20 protein-coding genes and 1 riboswitch are annotated in these 24,602 nt (G+C 56.2%); of the genes, 10 read left to right on the forward strand and 10 right to left on the reverse strand.

Translation table 11 applies throughout. From position 1 onward, the window contains the following. Positions 1-4: 4 nt before the first annotated feature. Both EUZ85_RS05755 and EUZ85_RS05760 read right to left on the reverse strand, forming a co-directional pair. Positions 5-1,108: a GGDEF domain-containing protein gene (locus tag EUZ85_RS05755; RefSeq protein WP_127968350.1), complete on the reverse strand. Its 1,104-nt coding sequence runs from the start codon at positions 1,106-1,108 to the stop codon at positions 5-7. A 170-nt stretch (positions 1,109-1,278) separates the two neighbouring features. Next, a complete protein-coding gene (locus tag EUZ85_RS05760) occupies positions 1,279-1,638 on the reverse strand; it encodes a hypothetical protein (RefSeq protein WP_127968351.1) in 360 nt (119 codons plus the stop codon). A gap of 241 nt (positions 1,639-1,879) precedes the next feature. Next, a riboswitch (SAM-I-IV-variant riboswitch) is annotated at positions 1,880-1,971 on the reverse strand. Positions 1,972-2,142: 171 nt separating this feature from the next. On the opposite strand from EUZ85_RS05760, the gene EUZ85_RS05765 reads away from it, so the two are divergent. The 3 genes from EUZ85_RS05765 to EUZ85_RS05775 all read left to right on the forward strand — a co-directional run bounded on the left by EUZ85_RS05765 (position 2,143) and on the right by EUZ85_RS05775 (position 5,310). Beyond that, on the forward strand, positions 2,143-3,711 hold the full coding sequence (locus EUZ85_RS05765; protein ID WP_127968352.1) for an inorganic phosphate transporter: 1,569 nt from the start codon (positions 2,143-2,145) through the stop codon (positions 3,709-3,711). 142 nt (positions 3,712-3,853) lie between these two features. Then, entirely contained in the window at positions 3,854-4,717 is an 864-nt protein-coding gene (locus tag EUZ85_RS05770; RefSeq protein ID WP_127968353.1) for a DHH family phosphoesterase, read from the forward strand. After that, positions 4,714-5,310: a DUF488 family protein gene (locus tag EUZ85_RS05775; protein ID WP_127968354.1), complete on the forward strand. Its 597-nt coding sequence runs from the start codon at positions 4,714-4,716 to the stop codon at positions 5,308-5,310. The genes EUZ85_RS05770 and EUZ85_RS05775 overlap by 4 nt, the downstream gene beginning before the upstream one ends. Positions 5,311-5,393: 83 nt before the next feature. On the opposite strand, the gene EUZ85_RS05780 is transcribed toward EUZ85_RS05775, so the two are convergent. Beyond that, positions 5,394-5,747 carry a cupin domain-containing protein gene (locus tag EUZ85_RS05780; RefSeq protein WP_127968355.1) on the reverse strand — a complete coding sequence of 118 codons (354 nt, stop codon included), beginning with the start codon at positions 5,745-5,747 and terminating at the stop codon, positions 5,394-5,396. Between the two features lie 324 nt (positions 5,748-6,071). Between EUZ85_RS05780 and EUZ85_RS05785 the strand changes: the two genes are divergently transcribed. The 3 genes from EUZ85_RS05785 to EUZ85_RS05795 all read left to right on the forward strand — a co-directional run bounded on the left by EUZ85_RS05785 (position 6,072) and on the right by EUZ85_RS05795 (position 11,587). After that, positions 6,072-10,472: a PAS domain S-box protein gene (locus EUZ85_RS05785; protein WP_127968356.1), complete on the forward strand. Its 4,401-nt coding sequence runs from the start codon at positions 6,072-6,074 to the stop codon at positions 10,470-10,472. 52 nt (positions 10,473-10,524) lie between these two features. Then, positions 10,525-10,812, forward strand: coding sequence for a hypothetical protein (locus EUZ85_RS05790; protein WP_127968357.1), 288 nt, complete (start codon positions 10,525-10,527; stop codon positions 10,810-10,812). A gap of 190 nt (positions 10,813-11,002) precedes the next feature. Continuing rightward, positions 11,003-11,587, forward strand: a complete 585-nt coding sequence (locus EUZ85_RS05795; RefSeq protein WP_127968358.1) for a hypothetical protein — start codon at positions 11,003-11,005, stop codon at positions 11,585-11,587. A gap of 17 nt (positions 11,588-11,604) precedes the next feature. Here EUZ85_RS05795 and EUZ85_RS05800 read toward each other — a convergent pair whose 3' ends face one another. From EUZ85_RS05800 to EUZ85_RS05830, 7 genes are all read right to left on the reverse strand, one after another. Beyond that, complete coding sequence (locus EUZ85_RS05800) at positions 11,605-13,800, reverse strand: YgiQ family radical SAM protein (RefSeq protein ID WP_127968359.1); 2,196 nt, start codon at positions 13,798-13,800, stop codon at positions 11,605-11,607. Between the two features lie 149 nt (positions 13,801-13,949). Beyond that, entirely contained in the window at positions 13,950-14,309 is a 360-nt protein-coding gene (locus EUZ85_RS05805; protein ID WP_127968360.1) for a Na+/H+ antiporter subunit G, read from the reverse strand. A gap of 28 nt (positions 14,310-14,337) precedes the next feature. Continuing rightward, on the reverse strand, positions 14,338-14,607 hold the full coding sequence (locus tag EUZ85_RS05810) for a K+/H+ antiporter subunit F (protein WP_127968361.1): 270 nt from the start codon (positions 14,605-14,607) through the stop codon (positions 14,338-14,340). Beyond that, complete coding sequence (locus EUZ85_RS05815; protein ID WP_127968362.1) at positions 14,601-15,104, reverse strand: Na+/H+ antiporter subunit E; 504 nt, start codon at positions 15,102-15,104, stop codon at positions 14,601-14,603. Before EUZ85_RS05815 ends, EUZ85_RS05810 begins: the two co-directional genes overlap by 7 nt. Beyond that, entirely contained in the window at positions 15,104-16,609 is a 1,506-nt protein-coding gene (locus EUZ85_RS05820) for a monovalent cation/H+ antiporter subunit D (protein ID WP_127974416.1), read from the reverse strand. The genes EUZ85_RS05815 and EUZ85_RS05820 overlap by 1 nt, the downstream gene beginning before the upstream one ends. Beyond that, entirely contained in the window at positions 16,609-16,974 is a 366-nt protein-coding gene (locus EUZ85_RS05825; protein WP_127968363.1) for a Na+/H+ antiporter subunit C, read from the reverse strand. Before EUZ85_RS05825 ends, EUZ85_RS05820 begins: the two co-directional genes overlap by 1 nt. Then, on the reverse strand, positions 16,975-19,812 hold the full coding sequence (locus tag EUZ85_RS05830) for a monovalent cation/H+ antiporter subunit A (RefSeq protein WP_127968364.1): 2,838 nt from the start codon (positions 19,810-19,812) through the stop codon (positions 16,975-16,977). 568 nt (positions 19,813-20,380) lie between these two features. Here EUZ85_RS05830 and EUZ85_RS05835 point away from each other — a divergent pair. From EUZ85_RS05835 to EUZ85_RS05850, 4 genes are all read left to right on the forward strand, one after another. Next, the gene (locus EUZ85_RS05835) at positions 20,381-20,848 is read left to right on the forward strand and encodes a thioredoxin family protein (RefSeq protein WP_127968365.1); all 468 of its coding nucleotides are present in this window, start codon (positions 20,381-20,383) and stop codon (positions 20,846-20,848) included. Positions 20,849-20,982: 134 nt separating this feature from the next. After that, a complete protein-coding gene (locus EUZ85_RS05840; RefSeq protein ID WP_127968367.1) occupies positions 20,983-21,711 on the forward strand; it encodes a carbonic anhydrase in 729 nt (242 codons plus the stop codon). 266 nt (positions 21,712-21,977) lie between these two features. Continuing rightward, positions 21,978-23,645 carry a lytic polysaccharide monooxygenase gene (locus tag EUZ85_RS05845; protein ID WP_127968369.1) on the forward strand — a complete coding sequence of 556 codons (1,668 nt, stop codon included), beginning with the start codon at positions 21,978-21,980 and terminating at the stop codon, positions 23,643-23,645. A 158-nt stretch (positions 23,646-23,803) separates the two neighbouring features. Then, the gene (locus EUZ85_RS05850) at positions 23,804-24,568 is read left to right on the forward strand and encodes an SDR family oxidoreductase (RefSeq protein WP_127968371.1); all 765 of its coding nucleotides are present in this window, start codon (positions 23,804-23,806) and stop codon (positions 24,566-24,568) included. Positions 24,569-24,602 lie beyond the last annotated feature (34 nt).

A 24,602-nucleotide genomic window follows, 5' to 3' on the forward strand; every position in this document is an offset into this window, starting at 1 on the left:
GCGCTTAGACGGGTTCGTCCTCGCTGGCTTTTTGCACAACTAAAGGAATCACCATATTGCGGCCTTTGATTTTGGCCTGATACAGATTGACGTCCGCCTGCTTTAGTAGAGAGGCCAGATCCTTCGCCTGACTGATAGAGCAGACGCCGCAACTGATGGTATAGCTGATATCCTGGTTTTTGTACTGCAGCGGACTGGCCTCAATGCTTTTACGTAGCCTTTCCGCCAAAGTCAGGGCCTGCACCAGTGAGGTATCCGGCAATTGAATGAGAAATTCCTCACCCCCCCAACGCGCGGCCATGTCCATTTTACGGCAGGCGTTGACCAGTAACTCTGAAATTTTCATCAGCACAAAGTCGCCAGCGTCGTGACCGTATGTGTCATTGATCATCTTGAAATGATCAATATCCAGCAGGATCACCGAAAAGTGGCTGCCATGACGTTTGTAACGGAAATATTCTTTCTCAAGCTGTTGCTGCATGTCGCGCCGGTTCGGCAACTGGGTCAGCTCGTCAGTGCGTGCGGCCTTCTCATACAGGCGCGCCATGTTGATCAGTTCCTGACGAGCCTTACGTCTTGAGTGGTCCATGACAAAGGCGAAGACGGAGACAAAGGAAACCGTGGCGGCGAAGCGGAGTTGGAAGTCCAGGTTGTAGACGGTGCGCACCCAGGGGAGCTCCGGGAAGCGGAAGATAATGGCGATCAGCGCCACCATGATGATTAACATCCAGCTGCCGGTGCGCAGCCCCGCCACATAAAAGACGAAGGGCGGGAACACGTAAAACCACAGAATGCCGGTATTGCTCTCGCCACCGCCGGCGATGAGATACAGGAACAGCAGACCCACCAGCCATAAGAACAGGGTTTTGAACAGTTGCTGATTGAGAGTGCGGTTGTAGGAAATCACGTTCATCAGCATCAGCGCGCAAAACAGGAACAGCGCGGATGCGTGCGCAGTATGGGACCACAGCCAGGACTTCACGCCAATAACGAAGGACATGAATGACGCCGCATAAGCCAGCGCTTTAATGACGCTAACGACTTTGGCTTCTTCGTCGAGGACTGCGCTTAACAGATGGAAGTTGGTTTTGCGGTTACGCTCTGTCATGTCTTATTGTTATGGCCGCCTCTGCAAGTGACTGTTTCTATTATAGTCCACATATATTCGATAAATTGCCGACACTATCAGGTATTTCCCGCAACAACTGTTAAATATTATTTCGGAATGCGATGGCGGCGGTCGGCGAAAGATCAGGAAATCAGGCGGCGCCCGTCGGTTTAACCTAACGGGCGGCGATGGGTTTGTTCGGAGCTGATTCCCGGCAGGGAAATAGCGGCCAGCCTGAAGCGTACGAAATCCAGAGCCTGTTGCGCGGAAGAAAACCTGAAGCTGGCGTAACGGCTGGCTCCGCGGCGGTCGCGGTACTCCGCGTAGACCCAATAGCAGGCGTGGCTTCCCTGAGTTTTGCATCGGAATGAGCCGTGCGCCATCCAAACATACAGGGGACAAAGGTGAACGTAATGGCTGATCGTCGCGCCGGACGTAAGAAGCTGTTCGAGACTGGGCGGCGGTAGCTCGGGCTGATCCTGAAGCTCATGGGCCTCAGCTTGATCCGCTAATGAAGCAGTTAATGACATGTTCTAGGTTCTCCACGTTAATACTATCGATTAAAACGTGCGAGAACTGACGTGGGGCTTGCCTGTGAGTTGCCAGGATGGCCACATCTCAGAACCCGGAAAACAGTTTTTTGGTTAAGTCATTCCCGCACGTGGGAGTTTTTTTCTAATGTCTATTGCCTAAAGAGGCGCAAACGATCGGGGCTTATTTACCGGTTGGTAACATGCCCTTGGTAATTCGTTTGGTAATCGACATTAATGACTTAAACAAAATGTTTCCTGTAAAGGTTCTGGCACCACCTTGCCCAGGTCGGCAGGTTGGTGAGGACGTCAGTCCTTCTCTTGATGCACGAACACGCTTAATGTATACAAAATAATCGGTTGAATCAATAACCTGGCGAGACGCAGATCAATCTTCGAGGAAATTCCCCGTTAATAGCCGTTATTTCCGCGATTTTGGACTATGTCCATCAGATGACTGTTTTGTTAAAGTTGCGCCTTCAAATTTACTGAGGGGAAAATCTGATGGAGTTTCGCAACCTGGGTCAGTTGGAAGAGGCCGCCTCCAGTGGGCAGCAGGAACTGGCTCGCATTGGTATTGCGCTACTTTTTATTCTGGGCATCCTGATATACACCAATCTTCGGATCGGCGACCTTGAGGGAGGATACCTGCTTGTAGTCGCCGCTATGATCGGCGGTTATATGGCGTTGAATATCGGCGCCAACGACGTAGCCAATAATATGGGGCCCGCTGTGGGCTCGAAAGCGATCACTCTGCTGGGCGCGCTGGCGCTGGCGGCGATATTTGAAGCGCTGGGCGCGCTGGTCGCCGGGGGCAACGTAGTCAGCACCATCAAGAACGGCATTATCAACCCGGAGTTCATTCAAGATTCAACCACCTTTATTTGGCTGATGATGGCTGCGCTGTTAGCCGGCGCGCTGTGGCTGAACGTGGCGACCTACCTGGGCGCGCCGGTATCCACCACGCACTCCATTGTTGGCGGCGTACTGGGCGCGGGCGTTGCAGCCGGCGGCTTTGGCGTTGCGAACTGGGGACAAATGGGCGCGATCGTCGCCAGCTGGGTCATTTCGCCGGCATTGGGCGGCGTTATCGCGGCGGGGACCCTGTACTTCATCAAGCGCTCCATGTTGTATGAAGAAGACAAACTGGGCGCGGCCCGTCGTTACGTTCCTGTTCTTATCGCGATCATGGCGTGGGCGTTCGTCACCTACCTGCTGTTGAAAGGCACTAAAAACATTATCAAGCTGGACTTCATGACCGCCTTACTGGCGGGGCTCGCTGCCGCCGCCGCGTTGTATTTTGCGCTGTTGCCGTTGGTGGGGCGCGCCGCACGGAAAATGGAAAACACCCGTGAAAGCGTCAACAAGTTGTTCACTGTGCCTTTGATCTTCGCGGCGGCGTTGCTGAGCTTCGCTCATGGCGCCAATGACGTGGCCAACGCAATCGGGCCGTTGGCGGCGATCAATGACGCTATCGTTAATCACGGTATCGTGCAAAAGGCGTCCATTCCGTTGTGGGTAATGATGGTCGGCGCGTTGGGCATCGCCATTGGTCTGCTGTTGTATGGACCGAAGCTGATCAAGACGGTCGGCAATGAGATTACTGAGCTGGATAAGACGCGGGCTTTCTGTATTGCCCTGGCTGCTGCGATCACAGTAATTGTGGCCTCACAACTGGGCTTGCCGGTCAGCTCCACTCATATCGCTGTCGGCGCCGTCTTTGGCGTAGGCTTCCTGCGGGAATACCTGAAAGTGAACTACGCCAGCCAGCTGCACCTTATTCTGGATGAGCATGCAGGCCTGGAGCGGGAGAAGCTGCAGAAGTTCCTAAACAACTTCGAAAAAGCCTCTGTGGAAGACATGAAGCAGATGTTGAAGCAGGCCAAGAAACACAAAGAAGACGTGCCTCTCACCAAAGAAGAGCGCAAGCGTTTGAAGCATGTGTATCGCGAAGAACTGGTCAAGCGCGCCAGCATCAAGAAGATTGTGGCCGCCTGGGTTATTACAGTGCCTGTGTCAGCGTTGCTGGCGGCCCTGTTGTATTTCATGATCCGCGGCATGCTGTTGCCATAGGTTGTTTCTACCCTATGTAAGCCCGGCTTTCCTGAAGGAGAGCCGGGCTTTTTCATTTTGGCTTACCGGAAAGTGGCGTTGAGCCGTCCTCTGAACTTAGCGTATATATGCAGTTATAAGGACTGTATAAGGTGAGTGATCGGTGACTCAGACTCTCGTAATTTATCATGGCAATTGCCTCGATGGCTTCGGTGCGGCTTATGCGGCGTACCGCCGTCTGACGATGTTGGATAAACAGGACGCGGACTACTATGCGGCGACTCACGGCGAGCCGCCCCCGGACTGCGCGGGCAAGCGTGTTTACCTGCTGGACTTCTGCTACAAGCGAGAGGCGTTGAAGCAACTGTGCGCCAGCGCTGACGCCGTTATCGTGCTGGATCACCATATCAGCGCGGCGGAAGAGGTCGCCGGGTTGGATCAGGAATGCCCAAATTTGAGTCTGACGTTCGATATGAGCCGCTCCGGCGCGGTGATCGCCTGGGAGCATTTTCACGAAGACCCGCCTCCAGCCTTGCTGGCGATGATTCAGGACCGCGACCTTTGGCAGTGGCGCATCGCTGACAGTCGTGATGTCAATGCGGCGTTGATGTCTTACCCCAAGGACTTTGAGGTATGGGATGAGCTGGCGCAATCCGGGGCCGCTTTGTCGCGTTTGGCGGACGAGGGGCGCGCCATTAACCGTTTCCGCGAGCAAATGATCGAATACTACAAGGGGCGGGCGGTGATGGGGGAAATCGCCGGCTATGCGGCGCCTATTGTTAACTGTCCTCTCGCAGTGACCAGCGAGTTGCTCAATGTGCTGGCGCAGGGACATCCCTTTGCGGCTGGTTACAGTGACAAGGGCGGTAAGCGCGGCTGGTCGCTGCGATCCACGGAAGATGGCGTCAATGTGGCGGAGGTGGCGATAAAGTTCGGCGGCGGCGGGCATCCGCGCGCAGCAGGCTTTTCCACTCGGATAGATGAACGCTGGTTGACCCTGGAGCCGCCGGAAGCTGCAGAGGAATGAGCGACTCAACGTCTTCTCTTTACAGCATTGGTTACGCCACCAAGCCTGTGGCCGTCTTTATCAGCCAGTTGCAGAGCCATCGTATCGATGTGGTCGCCGATGTCCGTTCCGTACCTTATAGCCGCGCCTTTCACGACTACCATCGGGAAACTCTGATCCAGCATCTCAAGGAGCATGGCTTACGCTATGTCTACCTCGGCGAGGAACTGGGGCCGCGCTCCAAGGACCCGGCCCACTATGATGAAAGCCGACAGGTGCAGTTTGACCGCCTGATTCAATCCGATTTGTTTCAGAGCGGGGTGGCAAGGCTGAAAGAAGGAATGAACAAAGGCTTTCGCATTGCCCTGATGTGCGCCGAGAAAGACCCCGCCAGCTGCCATCGTAGCCTGCTGATCGCCTACGCCCTGCAACGTGAAGGCATTACCGTCAGACATATCTCTCATGGGGGCGACATCGAGGCGCAACCTGAACTGGAGCGCCGCCTGATGGAACTCACCGGCATTCAACCCGATATGCTGACCCCAGAGGAAGAATGTCGCGACCTGGCCTATCGTAAATATTGTCAGGTCATGGCTTATCGAAAGCCGGAGTGAGAAGGCTTACTTTGAGCCCCTACCGATGAGTTTGTAAACCTGGTTGGGAGTTGAGCAATACTTTATTCGGCCCTTTGAAATACTTATACAATGCCGGCGATATTAACCCGATCCCCATGGCTAGGCGGGGTTGAGGTCACTGTGAAAATTATGTCTTCCGGTGACTCGTTCCGCAGCTGATGGGGTACGCCGGCTGGGACGTGTTTGCCTTGGTGAGGGTGCAGGGTGTAAGTTTCTCCTCCAACTTCCAGCGTCGCGACGCCGGATAGGACGAAAAAGAACTGCTCCGCCTTTTGATGCAGGTGGCGCACTTCCGCGCAGCCGCTGGGAACCCGCTCCTGGATGACGCTTAAGGTTGGGCTTTTAACCAGATGCCAGCCGTCGCAGCGTTCTCCCCAGATGTAATGCTCGGCGTTGTCCTTGGATACTACGCTCATCATGTCTTCCTTTAAGCTTTTGTTTTATTGATAGTTACTTAGACGCTGGGAATTATATTCCCCCCCCATGGATGCTTCCAACTCAAGGCTGGCGATTGTCATCAAGCCGCTGCGAAAAGGATGGCGTTTGCCGCCAGCCCGCGACCTGACTGCGCTCGACTAAACACGAATCCGCGTAGTCCTGATTTTTCAGCTAATCTCTTATAGATATAACGGTGCGTCAGCCAAAGCCCTGGCGGCGCAGCATCTTATACTGGCGCGAGGAGGCGGTTGATCTGTAACGGCTTCTCCTCCGGGCCCGCCGAACAGGCGATGGGAGCTTGGATGTCAGGGAAATCTTCCTCAGCTCAATTGCGAATCTTTACTGCGCTGGTTGTGATTGTCGGCGTTTGTCTGTTTGTGGTGTACCTCAGCATAGACATGGAGCGCCGAAGAGTTTACTCAGAAGTGGAAGCGTTGATGCAGGGGCAGATCACCTTCCGCTCCGAGAAAATCGCACAGCGTTTGGAAGGCCTTTCTCATGATGTGCGCTTCCTCCTGTTCACCCCTCCTATCCAAGGTATCGTGCGCGCGACGGAAAACGACGGCTACGACGTTCGTGAAGACAGTTCCCTGTCGCTATGGCGACGCCGCCTGAATACGATTTTCTCCGGTTATCTGGTCACTCATCCGGAAGTTACGCAGGTGCGCTTAATTGGCGTGGCGGATGGCGGCAAGGAGATTGTACGAGTTGAGCGTATTGGCGATCTACCGGAAATTATTGCGGAAGATGAATTGCAGCCTAAAGCGCAGAGAGATTACTTTCAGGAAGCTATCCGAATTCCGCCGGGCTCCCTCTATGTGTCCGACCTGAACCTTAACCGTGAATACGATATGGTGCAGTGGCCGCATGTGCCGACGTTGAGAGTGGCGACTCCGGTAATCAATAGCGCAGGCAATGCGTTTGGCATTCTGGTGATCAATATGGACGCCAGCTTCATGTTAGACGACATCAAGGCGGGAATGTCGCCGGACTATCGAGTATACCTCACCAATCAATTCGGCGACTTTTTGATTCATCATGACAAAAACAAAGTGTTTGGCTTTGATCTCGGCCGACATTACCGCTGGGATGACGAATTCAAAAGCATTCCAGTTGATTCCGAGCGGTATGGGAATTTATCTGTATTTGAGGGAGAGGAGGACGTGCTGCTTACCATGGAGCATGACGTTCCTCTTCAGGCGGGTATGTCGGATCGGGGACTTAAGCTGCTTATCACTTACCCGCAACATGCGGCTGAGAAGCTGGTCGGCCGAAGAGTCGCCAACATTATGCTTGCGCTGCTTGGCGGCATGGCGATAGTGGGCGGCTTTCTATATCTCTATTGGCTGAATATGCGCCAGCGGCAGCTGGTCAACGCTGGTCAGGAGCGCTTGGCCGCGATAGTGGAAAGCGCCCAGGATGCAGTACTGGGGATGGATCTGGACGGCGTGATCACAGACTGGAACCGGGGAGCCGAATTGATGTTCGGCTATCGTCGCGACGAGGCGATCGGGCGTTTTGTGCAGAAGCTTATCGTGCCGGCGGAGCGGGTGGCCGAAGAAACAAACATTTTGGGCCGAATAGAAGATGGGGGACCGGTTAAGCCTTTCAACACCCAGCGTAAGTGCAAAGACGGGCGCATGGTGGAAGTCTCGGTGTCTGTCTCGCCGATCAGAAACGCGGATGGAGAGATTATCGGCGCCGCCAAGACGATTCGCGATATCAGCCGACAGATTTCCGTAGAGAATCAGATTCGGGAAATGAATGCTTCTCTTGAGCGTCAGGTGGAGGAGCGAACAGCAGAAATTCAACGGTATTTGGCGTTGCAGCAGGCGATTCTTGATAACGCCGGCAATGCGATTATCGCCACGGACCTGGAAGGCATGATTACGCTGTTCAATCCGGCTGCTGAGCGCATGCTGGGATACGACGCTGAGGAGATGGTCGGAAAAAGAACGCCGGCGGTTTTCCATTTGCGGGAGGAAGTGGCGGCGCGGGCGCGGGAGTTTTCTGAGGAACTACGTGAGAAAGTGGCGCCAGGGTTTGAGGTATTCATCGCTAAGACCAAGCGCGGGTTGCCCAATGAACACGAATGGACCTATGTGCGTAAAGATGGAACGCGTTTCCCGGTTCAACTTTCTGTGACGGAGTTGAAGGACGAAAATAATCGCGCCAGCGGCTATCTTGGCGTTGCAACGGATATTTCCCGGCAGGTGCAGGACCGCCGTAACCTGACATCCATGCGGGATCAGCTGTTGAAAGCGGCGGAAGTGGCCGAGCTCGGTATTTGGACCTGGGACCTGATAAGCGATGCGCTCACCTGGAATCGGCAGATGTTCGAAATTTACCAGGTTCCCTATGAGTTGAACAATGCGGGCTTGAGTCATCGCCATTGGCGCAACGCGCTGCATCCGGAAGATGAAGCCGCGACGACGGCCAAGCTGGAGGCGGCTTTAGCGGGCGAAGGCGTTTACGACCCCATCTATCGCATAGTGCGGCCCAGTGGCGAGGTGCGCTATGTGCAGGCCGCCGCAGTGGTGGAGTTCAATGACCTGGGTAAACCGATTTTGGTGCTGGGCGTCAACAGAGACATCACGGAACAGCGCGAGTACGAACAACGCCTGCGTGAAGCCAAGTCGATGGCTGATAAAGCCAGTAAGGCGAAGTCCGAGTTCCTGGCCAATATGAGTCATGAAATCCGCACTCCTATGAACGCGATCCTGGGGATGGTCAACTTACTCAAACGAACTGACCTGGAAGAGCGTCAACGGGACTATGTGCAAAAGGCGGAGTCCTCCGCCCAGGCGTTGCTGGGCATTCTTAACGACATTCTGGACTTCTCTAAAATCGAGGCCGGCAAACTGACCCTGGATTTAGAGCCATGCAGCCTGGATAAGCTACTGCAGGACGTCGGTGTCATCATCACCGCCAATATCGGCGATAAACCGCTGGAGGTGCTGTTTGACGTTGATCCGAGAATACCTGACTGGCTGGAGCTGGATGGTCTGCGTTTACAGCAGATTCTGATTAATCTGGCGGGTAACGCCGTGAAGTTCACGGAACAGGGAGAAGTGGAAATTTCCGTCAGACTGGAGTCCGTACAGGACGATAATCTGGTTTTGTCATTCTCTGTGCGCGACACCGGTATCGGTATTTCTCCCGAGCAGTTGCAGCGCATTTTTGAAGGCTTCACGCAAGCGGAAGCGTCAACCGCCCGTCGTTTTGGCGGCGCTGGTCTGGGGTTGGCCATATGTCGGCGCTTGGTGCGCTTGATGGGAGGAGAAATTACGGCGGAAAGTAAGGAAAGTGAGGGCAGTCTTTTCCGCTTCTCCATTACCTGCCTCAGGGCGCAAGCCCGGAGCGTGGCGAAAAAAGCCTGCAGTCTGCCGAAACGACTGCGCGTGCTAGTGGTGGATGACAACGCCAACACCAGGGAAGTGCTCAAAGGGGTGATTGAGTCTTTCGGTTGGACGGCGGACATTGCGGTCAGTGGCGAGGAAGGCGTCGCCAAGCTGATGGCGGCGGCGGACTTCGCTACGCCTTACAACCTGGTTCTGATGGACTGGATGATGCCCGGTATAGATGGCTGGCGCGCCGCAGAGCTGATTAAGGCGCAGTATCCGGCGGGTCAGGCGCCGCTGATCATGATGGTGAGCGCTCAGGCGCGGGATGAGATGGAGCGTCGTCGCCTTTCCTCTCCCAACACGATTGATGGATATCTCACCAAACCAGTGACTGCCTCCATGATTCTTGACGCCGCTTCGGACACGATGAAACTGGATCGCTCCCGCAGTCGCGTCAACAGTGCGGTCGCTGGCGAGCGTCTGCATGGCATGAGCATATTGCTGGTAGAGGACAACCCGACTAATCAGCAGGTGGCCATGGAGTTGCTGCAGAGCGAAGGCGCGAATGTAAGCATTGCCGGGGATGGTTTGGAAGCCGTGGCGGCGATTCAGAACGCAGAGTCAATGTTTGACGCAGTGCTGATGGATATCCAGATGCCGGGTATGGACGGTTACACCGCCACCCGTGAGATTCGCGGCAAACTGAAAATGAATGCATTGCCGATTATCGCCATGACCGCCAACGCGATGTCCTCTGACCGGGAGGCGGCGCTCTCCGTGGGAATGAACGACCATGTTGGCAAACCCTTCGACTTTGATCATCTACTGGAAGTACTGATAGAACAAACCGGCTGGGGTGAGTCACTTACGCCAACGCCAACGTCAGCCCCCGAATCTGAGGTGGAAGCGAAAGCGGAAGCAGCAAAAGAAATGCAATCAGAAACGGAAGCTCAAACAGAAATGGAGGTTCCCACACCGGAAACCGCTGTTTGCGCCATAGAGAGCAGCGGCGCCATAGACGCGTCTTGCGCGCTGGCGCGGATGAACGACAACTGGGGGATATACTGCCGCGCCATTCAGTTGTTTCTGCGCGACGCGCCGAAATTGATAGAGCTTTATCCTGAGCAATGGCCTACGGACCCCGAAGAGACCCGGCGGAATTATCACAGTCTCAAAGGCATGTCCTCTACGGTGGGGGCCAACAGAGTGTCCGAGCTGGCGGCGGAGCTGGAACATCTGGTTAAAGAGGGGCCGCGCGACGACGCTCGCTATCAGACGCTGCTAGAGCAGCTCAGGCTTAACATCAAGGCGGCGTATGCGGAGGCGGAAGAGTTGTTGCAGCGTCGTGACGTTGGTTAACGGTCTTTCGACTATGCTTAAGTCCTTTGAATGGATAATGGGAAGGCAAGCAATGAAAAGAATAACCATAATTACGGCACTGGCGCTGTTCGCAATAGGAGCGCAAGCGGCGGAGCTGAGCAAGCAGGCCTTGCAGGGAAGCTGGTTGATTCTGTCCATGAACGGAGAGTCTGACGACGAGAACGACAAGTGGGAATTCGAGGGCGATAACTTCTATCAGAACCTGGGTGGACGGCGTATTTCTCCCGACGCTTTCACGGTGAAAGGACAAACTATTGACCTGGGCTACGCCAAAATCAAGGTGCTAGCGTTCGATGACGACACGATGACGACACGATGACGGCGGATATGGCGGGTTTCACCTATGAACTTAAAAAGGATTGAGTCAGTTTTATATAAGGAGGACTGACAGCCAGCTTTCCTGGTCCCGCTCTGGCGGTCGTGAGTCTATGTGCGCATAATGCCGCTCGGATTTAATCGAGCGGCTGTCGACGCGCAGGACTAACAGCCGCCATTAGCGCAAGGATCATATGAAGTTACGAGTATTACTGTTCACGCTTATCACCGGGCCGTTTTTTAGCGCGTTTTCCTTTGTTACGGTTATCTTCTTAATGGGTGCGATTCAAGCTCCTGACTCTTTCATGGATAGGGGCGTTGAAACGCTGGGAGTCTATTTAGGTTCTATTTTCATCTCCACCATTGCAGGTTATCTGGTGGCCTTTTTAGGCGTTGAGGAACTGCCGCCTGGCATTTTCCCTCTTGTCATCTATTCAGTCTTATTTTCAGCAGCGGTCAGTCGATATTTCCTGTGGACCTACTTTAAGGAATATTCGAGAAAGACGGTGGTTCTGCATATCACGCTGATCAGTATGCTCGTCGCCTTGCTCGACTACGGCGTGTTTATTCTGCTTTTTTCTCAGTCGCCTAAAATAAGTTTCGTTATATCGTCTATGGTTCTGCCGACCAGCATTGTTCTGGGGGTTATCTGCGGTGTCTGGGAGAGCGGTAAAGAGAATCGTAAAGGCGTAGGGAAGAGGGAAATGGGTAAGGAAAAAAGTGGACTACGCCCCAGTGCTGAGCCTGGAGAAAAGCTTCAGACGACGGACGTCATCTGAAGCCGGATATGCTGTTATCAGCCTTTCGCCGGCGTGCGTCCAGCAGGTTTTCCGCGCTTGGGCCCGGCGCCCTGACGGGGAGGCAGGCCAGTGTGCTGAGTTAGAACCCGGCCTTTGCGCGGCTGTCCGCCTTGCGGATTCAGCTTGGAGCCGTACTTTTTTGCGCTGGGATGATTCGCTGGCTGCGTCGGCGGCACCAGGTGCTTCTTGCCGTAGCCAATCAAATGCGCCTTGCCCATACGCTGCAGAGCTTCTCTGAGCATCGGCCAGTTGTCCGGGTCGTGATAGCGCAGAAAGGCCTTGTGCAGACGGCGCTGCCGCTCGCCTTTCGGGATGTATACCTTGTCCGTCTTATAGTTGATGCGGTGCAAGGGGTCGCGCTCAGAGTGATACATGGCGGTGGCGCTGGCCATCGGAGAAGGATAGAACGCCTGCACCTGATCGGCGCGGAAGCCGTTTTCCTTCAGCCACATCGCCAGATTCAGCATGTCTTCATCCGTGGTGCCTGGGTGGGCGGCGATGAAGTAAGGGATCAGATACTGTTCTTTACCTGCTTCTTTGGAGAAGCGTTCGAACATCTCCTTGAACTTGTAGTAGGTGCCCATGCCAGGTTTCATCATTTTCGACAGGGGCGCTTCCTCAGAATGCTCCGGTGCGATTTTCAGATAGCCGCCGACATGGTGAGTCACCAGTTCGCGTACGTATTCCGGATCTTCCACCGCCAGGTCATAGCGTAAGCCGGAGGCGATCATCACCCGCTTCACGCCAGGCAAGGCGCGGGCGCGGCGATACAGCTGCGTGGTCTCCGAGTGATCGGTTTTCAGGTTCTTACAGATCGTCGGGTAAACGCAGGACAAGCGACGGCAGTTGGCGTGAATTTCCTCACTCTTACAGTTGAGGTGATACATGTTGGCGGTGGGACCGCCCAGGTCGGAGATCGTGCCGGTAAAGCCGGGCGTCTTGTCGCGAATGTTCTCAATCTCGCGGATGACGGAATCCTGAGAGCGGCTCTGAATCCAACGTCCCTCATGCTCAGTGATGGAGCAGAAGGAACAACCGCCGAAACAGCCGCGCATGATGTTCACGGAGAAGCGGATCATGTCATAGGCGGGTATACGCGCTTTGCCGTACGCCGGATGAGGAATGCGCTGGTAAGGCAGTTCAAAGACGTCATCCAGTTCTTTAGTCTGCAGGGGAATCGCCGGCGGATTCATCCACAGGAATCGGTCGCCGTGCTTTTGCGCCAGGTTATGGGCGTTGGCCGGGTTGGTTTCCAAATGCAGAACGCGTGAAGTGTGCGCGTACAGCACCGGGTCATTGCGCACTTTTTCATAGGACGGCAGCATAATAAAGCGTTTGTGGCCGCCGCTGGGGGGCAGAATATGCACCACTTGTTCTTCGGGTTCATTGGCTGCGGTTTGCTTGGAGCCGCAGCCTTCTTCCGTTCCCTCCTCATTGGCGTACACGTAAGGGTTGGGAAGCGGGTCGACTCTGCCGGGCTTGTCGATGCGGGTTGAGTCCTTCATTTCCCAGTCGTGGGGAAGCTCAGACAATACGCATGCGGTGCCGCGGATATTGGTCATGTCTTTCATGTGTTCGCCGGCGGCGGCGCGATGGGCGATTTCCACCACCGCTCTCTCCGCGTTGCCGTAGACCAGCAGGTCGGCTTTGGAGTCGAACAGCACCGAGCGGCGCACTTTGTCCGACCAGTAATCATAGTGGGCGATGCGGCGCAGGCTGGCTTCGATGCCGCCGACCAGCACCGGTACGTCGCTGTAGGCTTCTTTACAACGCTGGGTGTACACCAGCACGGCGCGGTCGGGACGCTTGCCGCCTTCGTTGTTGGGCGTATAGGCGTCATCGTGGCGCAGTTTGCGGTCCGCCGTGTAGCGGTTGATCATGGAGTCCATGTTGCCCGCGGACACGGCGTAGAACAGGTTGGGTTTGCCCAGCGCCATGAAGGCGTCCTTCGACGACCAGTCCGGCTGCGCAATGATGCCGACGCGGAAGCCATGGGACTCCCACAGACGCCCAATCACCGCCATGCCGAAGCTGGGGTGATCGACATAGGCGTCGCCGCTGATGATGATGATGTCGCAGCTGTCCCAGCCCTGCGCCTCCATCTCCTTGCGTGACATCGGCAGAAATTCCGCCGTGCCGAAGCATTCAGCCCAATAGCGTTGATAGGAAAACAGAGGACGCGCCGCGTGCATACAGAACTCACCGGGAGGGTTGATTAAAAAATGGCCGAGTATTTTACTCGATTATTCCGGCGGACGCGATAGCGGAGACCCGGCAGGGAGAAGAAATCCCCTTCGGCCGGGCATTATAGGGTTGTAGCGAAGTGTATCTTTTCGCTTGTTTACTCCGGCGGCAGGCGCTTGCGGATCTTCTCCGTCAGCGCCTGATTGCGCGTATTTGCGACCGATTGCTGGCGTTGGTGCAGCGCAACTTTCGCCAGCATATGCGCGGTGACTGGCGCGGTGATCATCACAAACAGGGTGATCAGCAGTTCATGGGCGGAAAGGCGCTGCTCACGCACAGTGAAGGCGATAATGGAGGCGATCAGCAGTGATCCCATGCCCACCGTTGCGGCCAGGGTCGGCGCATGCAGGCGGGTATAAAAATCGCTCATCTTCAGTACGCCAATGGAGCCCAGCAGGGCGAAAAGGCCCCCAAGCAGGACCAAAGCGCAGATAATCAGTTCTACCGTAAAGCTCATATCAGTACTCTCACATTCTTTTTCGGCGTCATTCGATGATGTCGCCGCGCAGAAGAAACTTGCACAACGCCGCGGTGCTGGCGAAGCCCAGCATGGCCACCAGCAGCGCAGCCTCGAAGAACAGGGCGGCGCCTTGCCAGAGTCCAAACAGAATGATCAACGCCATGCTGTTCAGATACATGGTTTCCAGGGCCAGAATCCGATCGGCGGACTCCGGGCCCAACAACAGTCGCCACAAGTTCAGAAGCATGGCGATGGAAACCATGCCGATGGCGATTTGCAGAGCCAGACTCAGCATTCGAATATCTCCTTCAAGGCGGCTTCGTAACGGCCTTTGATATGCGCAATCAGCTCGGCCTCGTCGTCCAGATGCAAGGTGTGGATATAAAGCCAGAGCTTATCCTCGGAAACTTCCACGCTGACCGTGCCTGGGGTCAACGAGATGGTTCCGGCGAGTATGGTAAGGGGGAGAGGCTCGTGCAGCTCCAGCGGTAAAGCCACAAAGGCGGGCTGTAAACGCTGGTTTGGGCCCATGATCAACAGCGCGACGCGGAAGTTATCGCGAATAATGTCGCCCAGCACGCGCAGGAAAAAGCGGATCGCCAGTACAGGCCGTTTCATGGTGGGCTGAGGGTCGCCAAGTCGAGCCGTCAGTCTTGGAATCGCAATAGCCAATAAGGCTCCCAACACCAAGTGACCCGGCGCAGCACTGTTGTTGAGCATCAGCCAGGCGACGAACAGCAGCAGGCTGAGCCAGGGCGAGGGAAACCAGAACAGGCGTAAGCGGTTAACCATCAGGAGCCTCCTTGTTGCATCATGCCGGTCAAGGCGGCTGAGTCATGCAATTGCGTTGCGGCGGCGTCAGTGAATTCCGTCACGGGGCCGCCGAACACGACCAGCAAAGGCGAGGCCGCCAGCAGCAGATAGACCGCGACTATGCGTAACGCCGGCGTCGGCTCCGCCACAGGCGCATCTTCACTGTGACGCCAGAACAGGGACGAGCCGGCGCGGGACAGGGCGATAATCGCAGCGAGTCCGCTGATCAGCACGAAGGGCCAGATCAGGCCGGTTTCCACGGGGCCTTCAGTGGCCTGTAACAGCAGCACCTTGCCAACGAAGCCGGACAATGGCGGCGCGCCGGTGACGGCGACGGCGGCGATGATAAAGGCTACTCCCAAAGCGACCGGGCGCTGCATGCGCCGTGAGGCGACGAAGCGGTCCTCCGCCTTGCCGCGCTGTCGACCGATCATGTCCGCTAACAGGAACAGCGCGCCGGTAATCAGGGTGGTGTGAATGGTGTAGTACAGCGCCGCTGCGGTGGCGTCAGCGCGTTGCAGAGCGATGGCTGTCAGCAGAATGCCCATGGAGACCAGCGTCAGGTTGGCGGTTAACGTACGCAGGCTGGGACTGGCGAGGGCGCCGATAGAGCCGATGATCAGCGTCAGCAGCGCCAGAGGCTGCAACCAGGGAGTGGCGATTTCCGCCAGGGCGCCGGCTCCGGCGCCGAAAATCGTGGTATGAATACGCAGGATACTGTAGGCGCCCACCTTGGTCATGATGGCGAACAAGGCCGCCACCGGCGCCGAGGCGGAGGAATATGAACGCGGCAGCCAGAAATAGAACGGCAGCAACGCCGCCTTCAAACCAAACACCGCCAACAATAGCAGTCCGCCCGCTTTCGCCAGCGGCTGCTCATCCGGACCCAGCAGCGTGGCTTTGGCGGCCATATCCGCGATATTGAGCGTGCCCAGGACGCCATACAGCGTTCCCAGTGCGAACAGGAACAGACAGGAGCCCACCAGGTTGATAATCACGTAGTGCACCGCCGCCCGGGTTTTCTGCTTGCCGCCGCCATGGATCAGCAACGCATACGAGGCGATGAGCAGCACTTCGAAGAAAACGAACAGGTTGAAGATATCGCCGGTCAGAAATGCGCCGTTGACGCCCATAAGCTGGAACATAAACAGCGGGTGAAAGTACATGCCGTTTTTATCGTCGCCGGCGCAGGCGTACAGCAAGGCGCCAAGGCTCAACAGAGAGGTGAGCAGCGTCAACAGAGCGGAAATGCGGTCCGCCACCAGCACAATGCCGAAGGGTGAAGGCCAGTCTCCCAGGGCGTAAGTGATCGCGCCTTCCAGTTGCGTCCGCTGCAGTAAGGCGATAGTCGTGACGATCAGCGCCAGATTCACTGCGACGGCGACGACGCGCTGTCTGGGCAGAGAGTGACAGAGCGGTGGCAGTAATAACAGGACCCCCGCCAGCAAGGGGATGACGATGGGAAGGATTGGCAAATGCTGCATCATCCTTTTCTCCCCGTGCGTCTTTGCACCATAGATGGCTCCGAGGGAATGCGTCCGTCTACATGATCATTGCCCAGGTCCGCCCGCGAACGCATCGCCAGTATGACCAGGAAGGCGGTCATGGCGAAACCGATGACGATGGCGGTGAGCACCAGGGCTTGCGGCAGAGGGTCGCCGTATTTTTCACTGGAGCCCAGGACCGCCACGCCGTATAGCGTGAGACGGCCGCTGGCGAACAGGAACAGGTTGACGGCGTAGGACAGCAGCGTCAGTCCCAGCACCACAGAAAACGTACGTCCGCGCAGGCATAAGAATACGCCGCAGGCCGTCAGCAGGCCGACACAGAATGCGTAAACGCCTTCCATTTAAAACTCCTCTTTGTGATGCGTCGCAGGCGCGCGCGGGGCGTCGCCGTTTTCAATAAAGGCCGGGCGCTCGCTGGTGGTGAGCTTGCCCAGACTCGCCAGAATCAGCATGGCGGCGCCCACCACGGTCAAATAGACGCCAAGGTCAAACAGCATGGCGCTGGCGAGTTCGAAGTCGCCGATCCAGGGCAGGTGAAAATGATCGAACCAACTGGTCAGGAAGGGACGCTCGAACGCCCAGGCTCCCGCGCCAGTAAGGGCCGCCAGCAGCACGCCGCCGGCGATCAGAGCCTGATAGTTGATGCGTACGCGGTGTTTGATCCAGTCCACGCCATGGGCGATGTATTGCTGAATAATCGCCACGGCGGTGATCAAACCGGCGATAAAACCGCCGCCGGGCAGGTTATGGCCGCGCAACAGGATGTAAACCGACACCAGCAGCGCCAGGGGCAGCAGGTTTTGCGACACCAGGGCCAGGATCATCGGGTGACGGTCCTGGCTCCAGGGACGACCGCTCTCATCTCCCGCAGGCATGTACAGACGCATGCCTGCGATCAGCTTGTATATTCCCAGGGCGGCGATGCCCAGCACGGTGATTTCTCCCAGGGTGTCAAAGCCGCGGAAGTCCACCAGGATGACGTTGACCACGTTATCGCCGCCACCTCCGGTTTTGCTGTGAGTCAGGTAGTAATCGGAAATGCTCAACAGCGGACGCGTCATCAATGCGTAGCTGATGCTTCCGACCACGCCGCCTATCAGCGCCGCAAGACTGAGGTCGCGGGTCAGCCGGTTGGGGCTGGATTCTTTAAGGGTGGTCTGTGGCAGGAAGAACAGCGCCAGCATCAGCAGTATGACGGTAATAATCTCAACGGACAGCTGCGTTAACGCCAGGTCCGGCGCAGAAAAATAGGCGAAGGCGATGGAGACGATCAGGCCCGTCACGGACAGCGACAACAAGGCGATAAAGCGTCGTCGCGCCCAGATTACTGTCGCCACTGCGCTCAGGCTCAGGAGGATGGCTCCTGTCAGCACGACGCCGTTGAGTTCCAGCTGCGGGCGGGAGCCGGCGCTGTGGTGTAAGTCCAGCAAAGGACCAGCCATAAACATCAGCGCGAACAGCAGCAGCAAAAACACGTAGCGTTGCAGAGAGCCGTTCTCCAGCGCGTCGATGATGCGCTCGCATTGTCTGGCGACGTATTGCACGACGCCTTCGAAGATTTGTTTGGCGTCGTGCTGAGGAAATTGGGCATGGAACTGGAACAGCATACGCCGGTTGTAATAGATGTAGAGGCCGCCAGCCATGGCCGCCAGACTCATCAGCATGGGAATGTTGAAGCCATGCCAGATGGCGAGACTGTATTCCGGCAAACGCCCGTTGAGCACCGCGGCCGAGGCGGCGTTCAGCAGGCTGGTGACGACATAATTGGGAAATACGCCCACCAGCAGGCAGAGCGCCACCAGAATTTCTACCGGAACCTTCATGTAACGAGGCGGCTCGTGAGGCGTCCGCGGCAAATCAATGGGGTCGCCATTGAAGAAAACGTCATGAATAAAACGCAGCGAATAGGCCACGGAAAACGCGCCGCCGACAGTGGCCAGGACGGGAATGACCCAGGACAAACCGCCCAGGGTGCTTTGGTCCAGAGTCTCCGCGAAGAACATTTCCTTGGACAGGAAGCCGTTCAGCAGCGGCACGCCCGCCATGGAGGACGCCGCCACCATGGCCAGCGCCGCCGTATGCGGCATATATTTCCACAAGCCATTGAGCTTGCGCATATCGCGAGAACCGGACTCATGGTCGATAATGCCCGCGGCCATAAACAGCGAGGCCTTAAAGGTGGCGTGGTTGATGATATGGAACACCGCCGCAACCGCCGCCAGACGGGTATTCATGCCCAGCAGCAGGGTGATCAGTCCCAGGTGGCTGATGGTGGAGTAGGCTAACAGCCCCTTCAGATCATGCTGGAACAAGGCGGTGAAGGCTCCGTAGAGAAGGGTGATCAACCCGGTCATGCTGACGGCGAGGAACCACATGTCAGTGCCGGACATGGCCGGATAGAAACGCGCCAACAGGAAAATACCGGCTTTCACCATGGTCGCGGAATGCAGATATGCGCTGACCGGCGTCGGCGCCGCCATGGCGTGAGGCAGCCAGAAATGAAACGGAAACTGGGCGGATTTGGTAAACGCGCCCAGCAACAGTAAAATCAAGGCGACCGGATAAGCCGGGTCCGCCTTGATCAACGCGCCGTTAGCCAATACGGTGTCCAGACTGTAGTCGCCGACTATATTCCCGATTAGCAGCAGCCCCGCCAACAACGCGAGTCCACCGGCGCCCGTGATAGCCAGCGCCATGCGCGCGCCTTTACGGGCGTCGCTTTTGTGGGACCAGAAACTGATCAGCAGGAATGAACTGATGCTGGTGAGTTCCCAGAACAGCCAGAGTTGCAGCAGGTTATTGGACAGTACGATGCCGAGCATCGCCGTCATAAACAGGAGCAGATAGGAGTAGAACCGCCCCATGTTTTCCTGTTCGGAAAGGTAGTAACGCGCGTACAGAATCACCAGCAATCCAATGATCAGTATCAGCAGGCAAAATAGCAGCCCGAGTCCGTCCAGCCGGAAAGCCAGTTGCAGCCCTATGGCGGGAATCCAGTCCACCGCGAAGCGCAGGGTTTCGCCATCCAGTACAGCTTGCGCCTGGATCAGAATGTAGGCCAGCGCCCAGGCTGGAAACAACGCAACAGAGAGCGCCAGGGCGCTACGGCCCGAGCGTCCGGAGAATAAGGGAACCAGCGCCCCCAACAGGGGAGCCAGTGGAATTAAATACAAACTCATCCGCAGACGTACTCCTTTGTTTTTCCTGCCTGTCCGTGTGGCGCGGAGCATCCGGACAGGGGGGCCTTACACTATAAAGGTCTGACTGCAAAAGGGAATGCTCAAGGCAGGATTATAGTCTCTCCGGCGCACTGGGACGGGGCTGAGGTGAAAAAAACGTCAATCCAGGGGGGAGCGGAGGTCCGGTGAGCGATTATTCTACTATTAATCAGGCAGTCAAATAGCTTCCTTCTATTTGACTGCAACGACAGGGCCTGCACAGGTCAGGCCCTGTCTCCCGCGGCTAGCCGCCGCGCAGGCGCATCCATGCGCCTAGTTATTAACATGCCAATATCATTGCCATATTAATATTAGTCTGTTAGCCGTGGATGGATCGCTTTGCGGTCTTTATTCGTTCGAAGAGGGTAAACCCGGGCTTTAGTGGATTGTCGCAGGGCAGGGAATTGATGCGCAGGGTTATTAACATGTCGTGCGTCCCCACGTTAATATTTTCCGTCTGCGCAGAGCCGTCTCATTGCGCTACTTTGAATAGTCGTTAATCGCCATCACTCATTTCAAGGAGAGAAATATGCATACGTTGATCAGGAATTGCGTCTGTCTGCTGTTGGGCCTGCTGGCCTTCACGGCCGCAGCGGGCCCTTTACCCTACGATGAAAGCGCCGACGCCAGGCGCGATATTCAAGCCGCCCGCTCCGCCGCTAGTGAGGACCATAAGCTGATATTACTGACCTTCGGCGCCAACTGGTGTCCGGATTGTCGCGTTTTCGATGAAGCCATGCAGGATGCTGAAATCGCCGCGCTGGTCAGCAAACACTTCAAGGTCGTCAAAGTCGATATCGGCGACTGGGATAAGAATCTGGATATTGTCGAGACCTACGGCAACCCCATTGAGAAAGGCATTCCCTCCATTGTCGTCACCGATAACGACGATAAAGTGCTGTTCGCCACCCGAGGTGGACAGTTGGCCACGGCGCGCAGTATGGGCAAAGACAAGTTTATTGAGTTTTTTGAATTTCTGGCTACGTTGAAGCAATGAGCGTCGTGGTGTTTCGCCCTGTGGGTTGTGCGCGGGCGTAGAAACAGGTAAATATGCTCTAAAAATAAAGAGCCAGAAAACAACGAGTTAAGCGGTGTCTGGTTGCACATTTTCGTCAACAAGGAGAAAGGCATATGATCAGACGTCTGATATGGGTATTGGCTGGCGTGACCGCATGCGGGCAGGCATTGGCCAGTGGTGAGTCGCATTGGGGGTATGATGAACCCGAGCGCTGGGGAGAACTGAAACCGGAATACACCATGTGCTCCGCCGGGAAAAACCAGTCGCCGGTGGATATCAGCGGCCTCATTAAAGGCGAACTGCCTGCGGTGGGTATGAGCTATAGCAGCGGCGGTCACGAGGTCGTCAACAAAGGCCATACCATCCAGGTGAATTACAAACCAGGCAGTAAAGCCAGCGTGGAAGGAAGGGAGTTCGAGCTTAAGCAGTTCCACTTCCATGCTCCCAGTGAGAATACGGTAGACGGCAAGAGTTTCCCGTTGGAAGCGCATTTTGTGCACGCTAATGAAAACGGTGAGTTAGCGGTGTTGTCCGTGTTGTATGAAGAAGGCGACCACAACGAGCATTTGGCCAAAGTCTGGGAGCATATGCCGAAGGAAGCGGGCGCTTCTAAAGCACTGCCGACAGAGGTTCACGCTGGCGATATGGTGTCTGCGAACTCGGGCTACTTTCGCTTTAACGGCTCATTGACCACACCGCCTTGCTCCGAAGGCGTGCGCTGGCTGGTGATGAAGGATTACCGCAAGGCTTCCAAAGAACAAATCAACCAGTTCACGGAAACCATGGGCGGTCCAACCAACCGTCCTGTTCAAGGCACGAACGCGCGCGTCATTCTGCACTGATCATTATCTTCGCGCAGGCTCTGTCATAGAGCCTGCTTTTCCCATCGTTTTTTACCCGGCGGACGCAGGCTAAAGCAAACGCCTGTTTGCGGCGCCCCCTCTTTCTTGACGACTCAACCCATTTTTCTAGGGCGTATGGGGGATTTACCCGTTCATCATGAATTTGGATTATGAAAACGTATTCATAACCTGAATGCTATGCTTCATACAGCGCGTAAGACACGCGCCCATTACCGCCAAATAATGAGTTTACGGAAGGAACAACAATGAACAGAAACTGTAGATCCCTCTCCGCCGGCGCATTGCTGGCATGTCTGGCTGGCGGCGTTAACGCCCACGGCCTGATTGAAGACCCGCCCTCCCGCAACTGGTATTGCGGAGCCGTCACCAAGCCCGATGAAATTGATAACGGCACAGCGGAATATGAAGAATGCCGCGGCGCCTTCGCTCAGGACCCGGTGGGCGGCTACCAGTTCATGAGCGTGTTGACCCACGCCCAGGGACGCGCGGTGGTGGACCCGTTGCCCGAGCACGTCTGTGGTTTCGGCAGCGAAACCTGGCAGGGCGGCGCTACGCCTTGGGATAGCGCTATTGATTGGCCCACCTCCCAAATGAGTCCAGGTCTTAAAACCTTTACCTGGAATATTTCCTGGGGCCCTCACTTTGACGACACGGAAGAGTTTCGCTACTGGATCACCAAGCCGGGATTTCAGTTTCAGTCCGGGCGTCCGCTGACTTGGGATGACTTTGAAGAAGAGGCGTTCTGCGTTCTGAACTATGACGACAAAAACCCAGACGCCAATCCCAATGTGGAGCCGGATAAAGCCAATGCGCGCTTCCGCACGACCTGCGATATTCCAGAGCGTAGTGGCAGGCATGTGATCTATGGGGAGTGGGGACGTAATCAATACACCTTTGAGCGTTTCCATGGATGTGTTGATGTGGTGTTCGATGGGACTGACCCTGGTGATAGTGAAAACGTTTTCGCAAAAATTAGCCTGACGCCGAATGTCAGCGAGTTCACTGGAGCCGGAGAGTTGCGTCTGGACGCTGGCGAATCTCAAGGCGAAGGCTTGTCTTATCAATGGAGCGTATCGTCACAGAATCCAGGGCTTTATGAACTGGAAGGAGCCAGCCAGAAGGTCGCCACCTTACGTATGGCGAATCCGGAAACCGCCGGTCGCGTCACTATCTCTCTGCATGTGAGCAATGCTGACGAAAGTGATGACGCCAGCGTCGCCATTACGCACTTGCCGGCGGGCTCATCCCCTTGGCTGGACTTGGGCGCGCTCACTGCGCAGCCAATGAATCTGGCCGCAGGCGACAAGGTCAGCGTACGCGTGGTGCTGCAGGACGGGCGTGATCTTTACTATCCGGCGCAGCCTTTGGCGCTTGGCGACGCTGATTCCGCTGCGGCGGAATGGCCTTATGCGCTGGCGCAGGCGGTCAACGCGGCGGGAGCGGAAATCAAAGTCGGCGTGGTGAATGCGGATAGCGAGGTGAATCCGGTGCGCGACCCCGTGGCGAATAAGGTCTACGCCAAGACCGACGCGGCGGTGGCGAACGCCTATCTGCAAGTGAAGAAAGGCGGCGATGAGCCCGCCGCGGACTGTGCGGTCGACTACGATGTGGTGAATGAGTGGGACGGCGGATTCCATACTGTGGTGACCGTCACCAATAACAGCGACGAACCCGTGCGTGGCTACGAGTTGGCCTGGACTCTGGCGGCGGGCGAGAGCTTCGATTATGGCTGGAACGCCAACTTTAGCGCAGAGGGCGCCGGGGTGACCGCCGCCGTTCCAGCGACGCAATGGAATGGAACGTTGGCCGCTAACGGAGGAACCTCCACCTTCGGCTTCATCGGCAAAAAAGGCGCAGCTTCCGCCAGCGTCCCAGCGATCATTAAGCTTAACGGGAGTGAGTGCGGGCAATAACAGCCTATGCTTCGAACCCAATGCCTCTAATCATCCAGAGGCATTGGTTTTATCGAGGAAAAGTCAGACCTTTTGCTTGACTGCTAGCTCACCTTTTTACGTTATTCTTTAGTCTGTCGTGTTGATAAGAGAAACGATTACCAAGGAGTCGTTGCGCTATGTCCAGTGCATCAACCAGGAAAAAAGTCGTCATTATTACTGGCGCAGGAAGAGGAATTGGCGCGGCGGCGGCGATGCTGGCGGGCGCTCGCGGTTACGCAGTGTGCGTGAACTATCTGAGTAACCATGACGCAGCGCAGCATGTAGTGGCGGCGATTCGGAATAATGGCGGTGAAGCGATCGCCGTGCAGGCTGACGTTTCTCAGGAAGAGGGCGTGCAGGCCTTATTTGCGACGGTGGACCGCGAACTCGGGAAGGTGACGGCGCTGGTCAATAATGTCGGCGTGCTGGAGCGGCAGATGCGTCTGGATCAAATGGACGCCGAACGGCTGACGCGTATCTTTCGCAACAATGTCGTCAGCTACTTCCTGTGCTCGCGGGAAGCGGTCAAACGCATGTCCACGATCTATGGCGGTTGCGGCGGCGTGATCGTGAATGTCTCCTCTACGGCGGCGAAACTGGGTTCTCCAGGGGAATACATTGACTACGCCGCTTCCAAGGGCGCGATAGACTCCATGACAGTGGGCCTGGCGAAAGAGCTGGCGCAGGAAGGCGTGAGAGTCAATGGCGTGCGGCCCGGGTCGGTATACACGGAGATCCACGCCAGCGGCGGCGAACCGGGGCGCGTGGATCGGGTGAAAGCGAACATCCCCATGCGCCGGGGCGGCCAACCGGAAGAGCTGGCGAATGCGATTTTATGGTTACTGTCGGAGGAAGCGTCCTATGTCACGGGCGCTATATTGGACGTTTCCGGCGGGCTATAGCGTTCATGACTTAACTGCCGCGGCTGATGTAGTT

It is taken from the genome of Hahella sp. KA22 (genome assembly GCF_004135205.1).
GTDB lineage: Bacteria > Pseudomonadota > Gammaproteobacteria > Pseudomonadales > Oleiphilaceae > Hahella.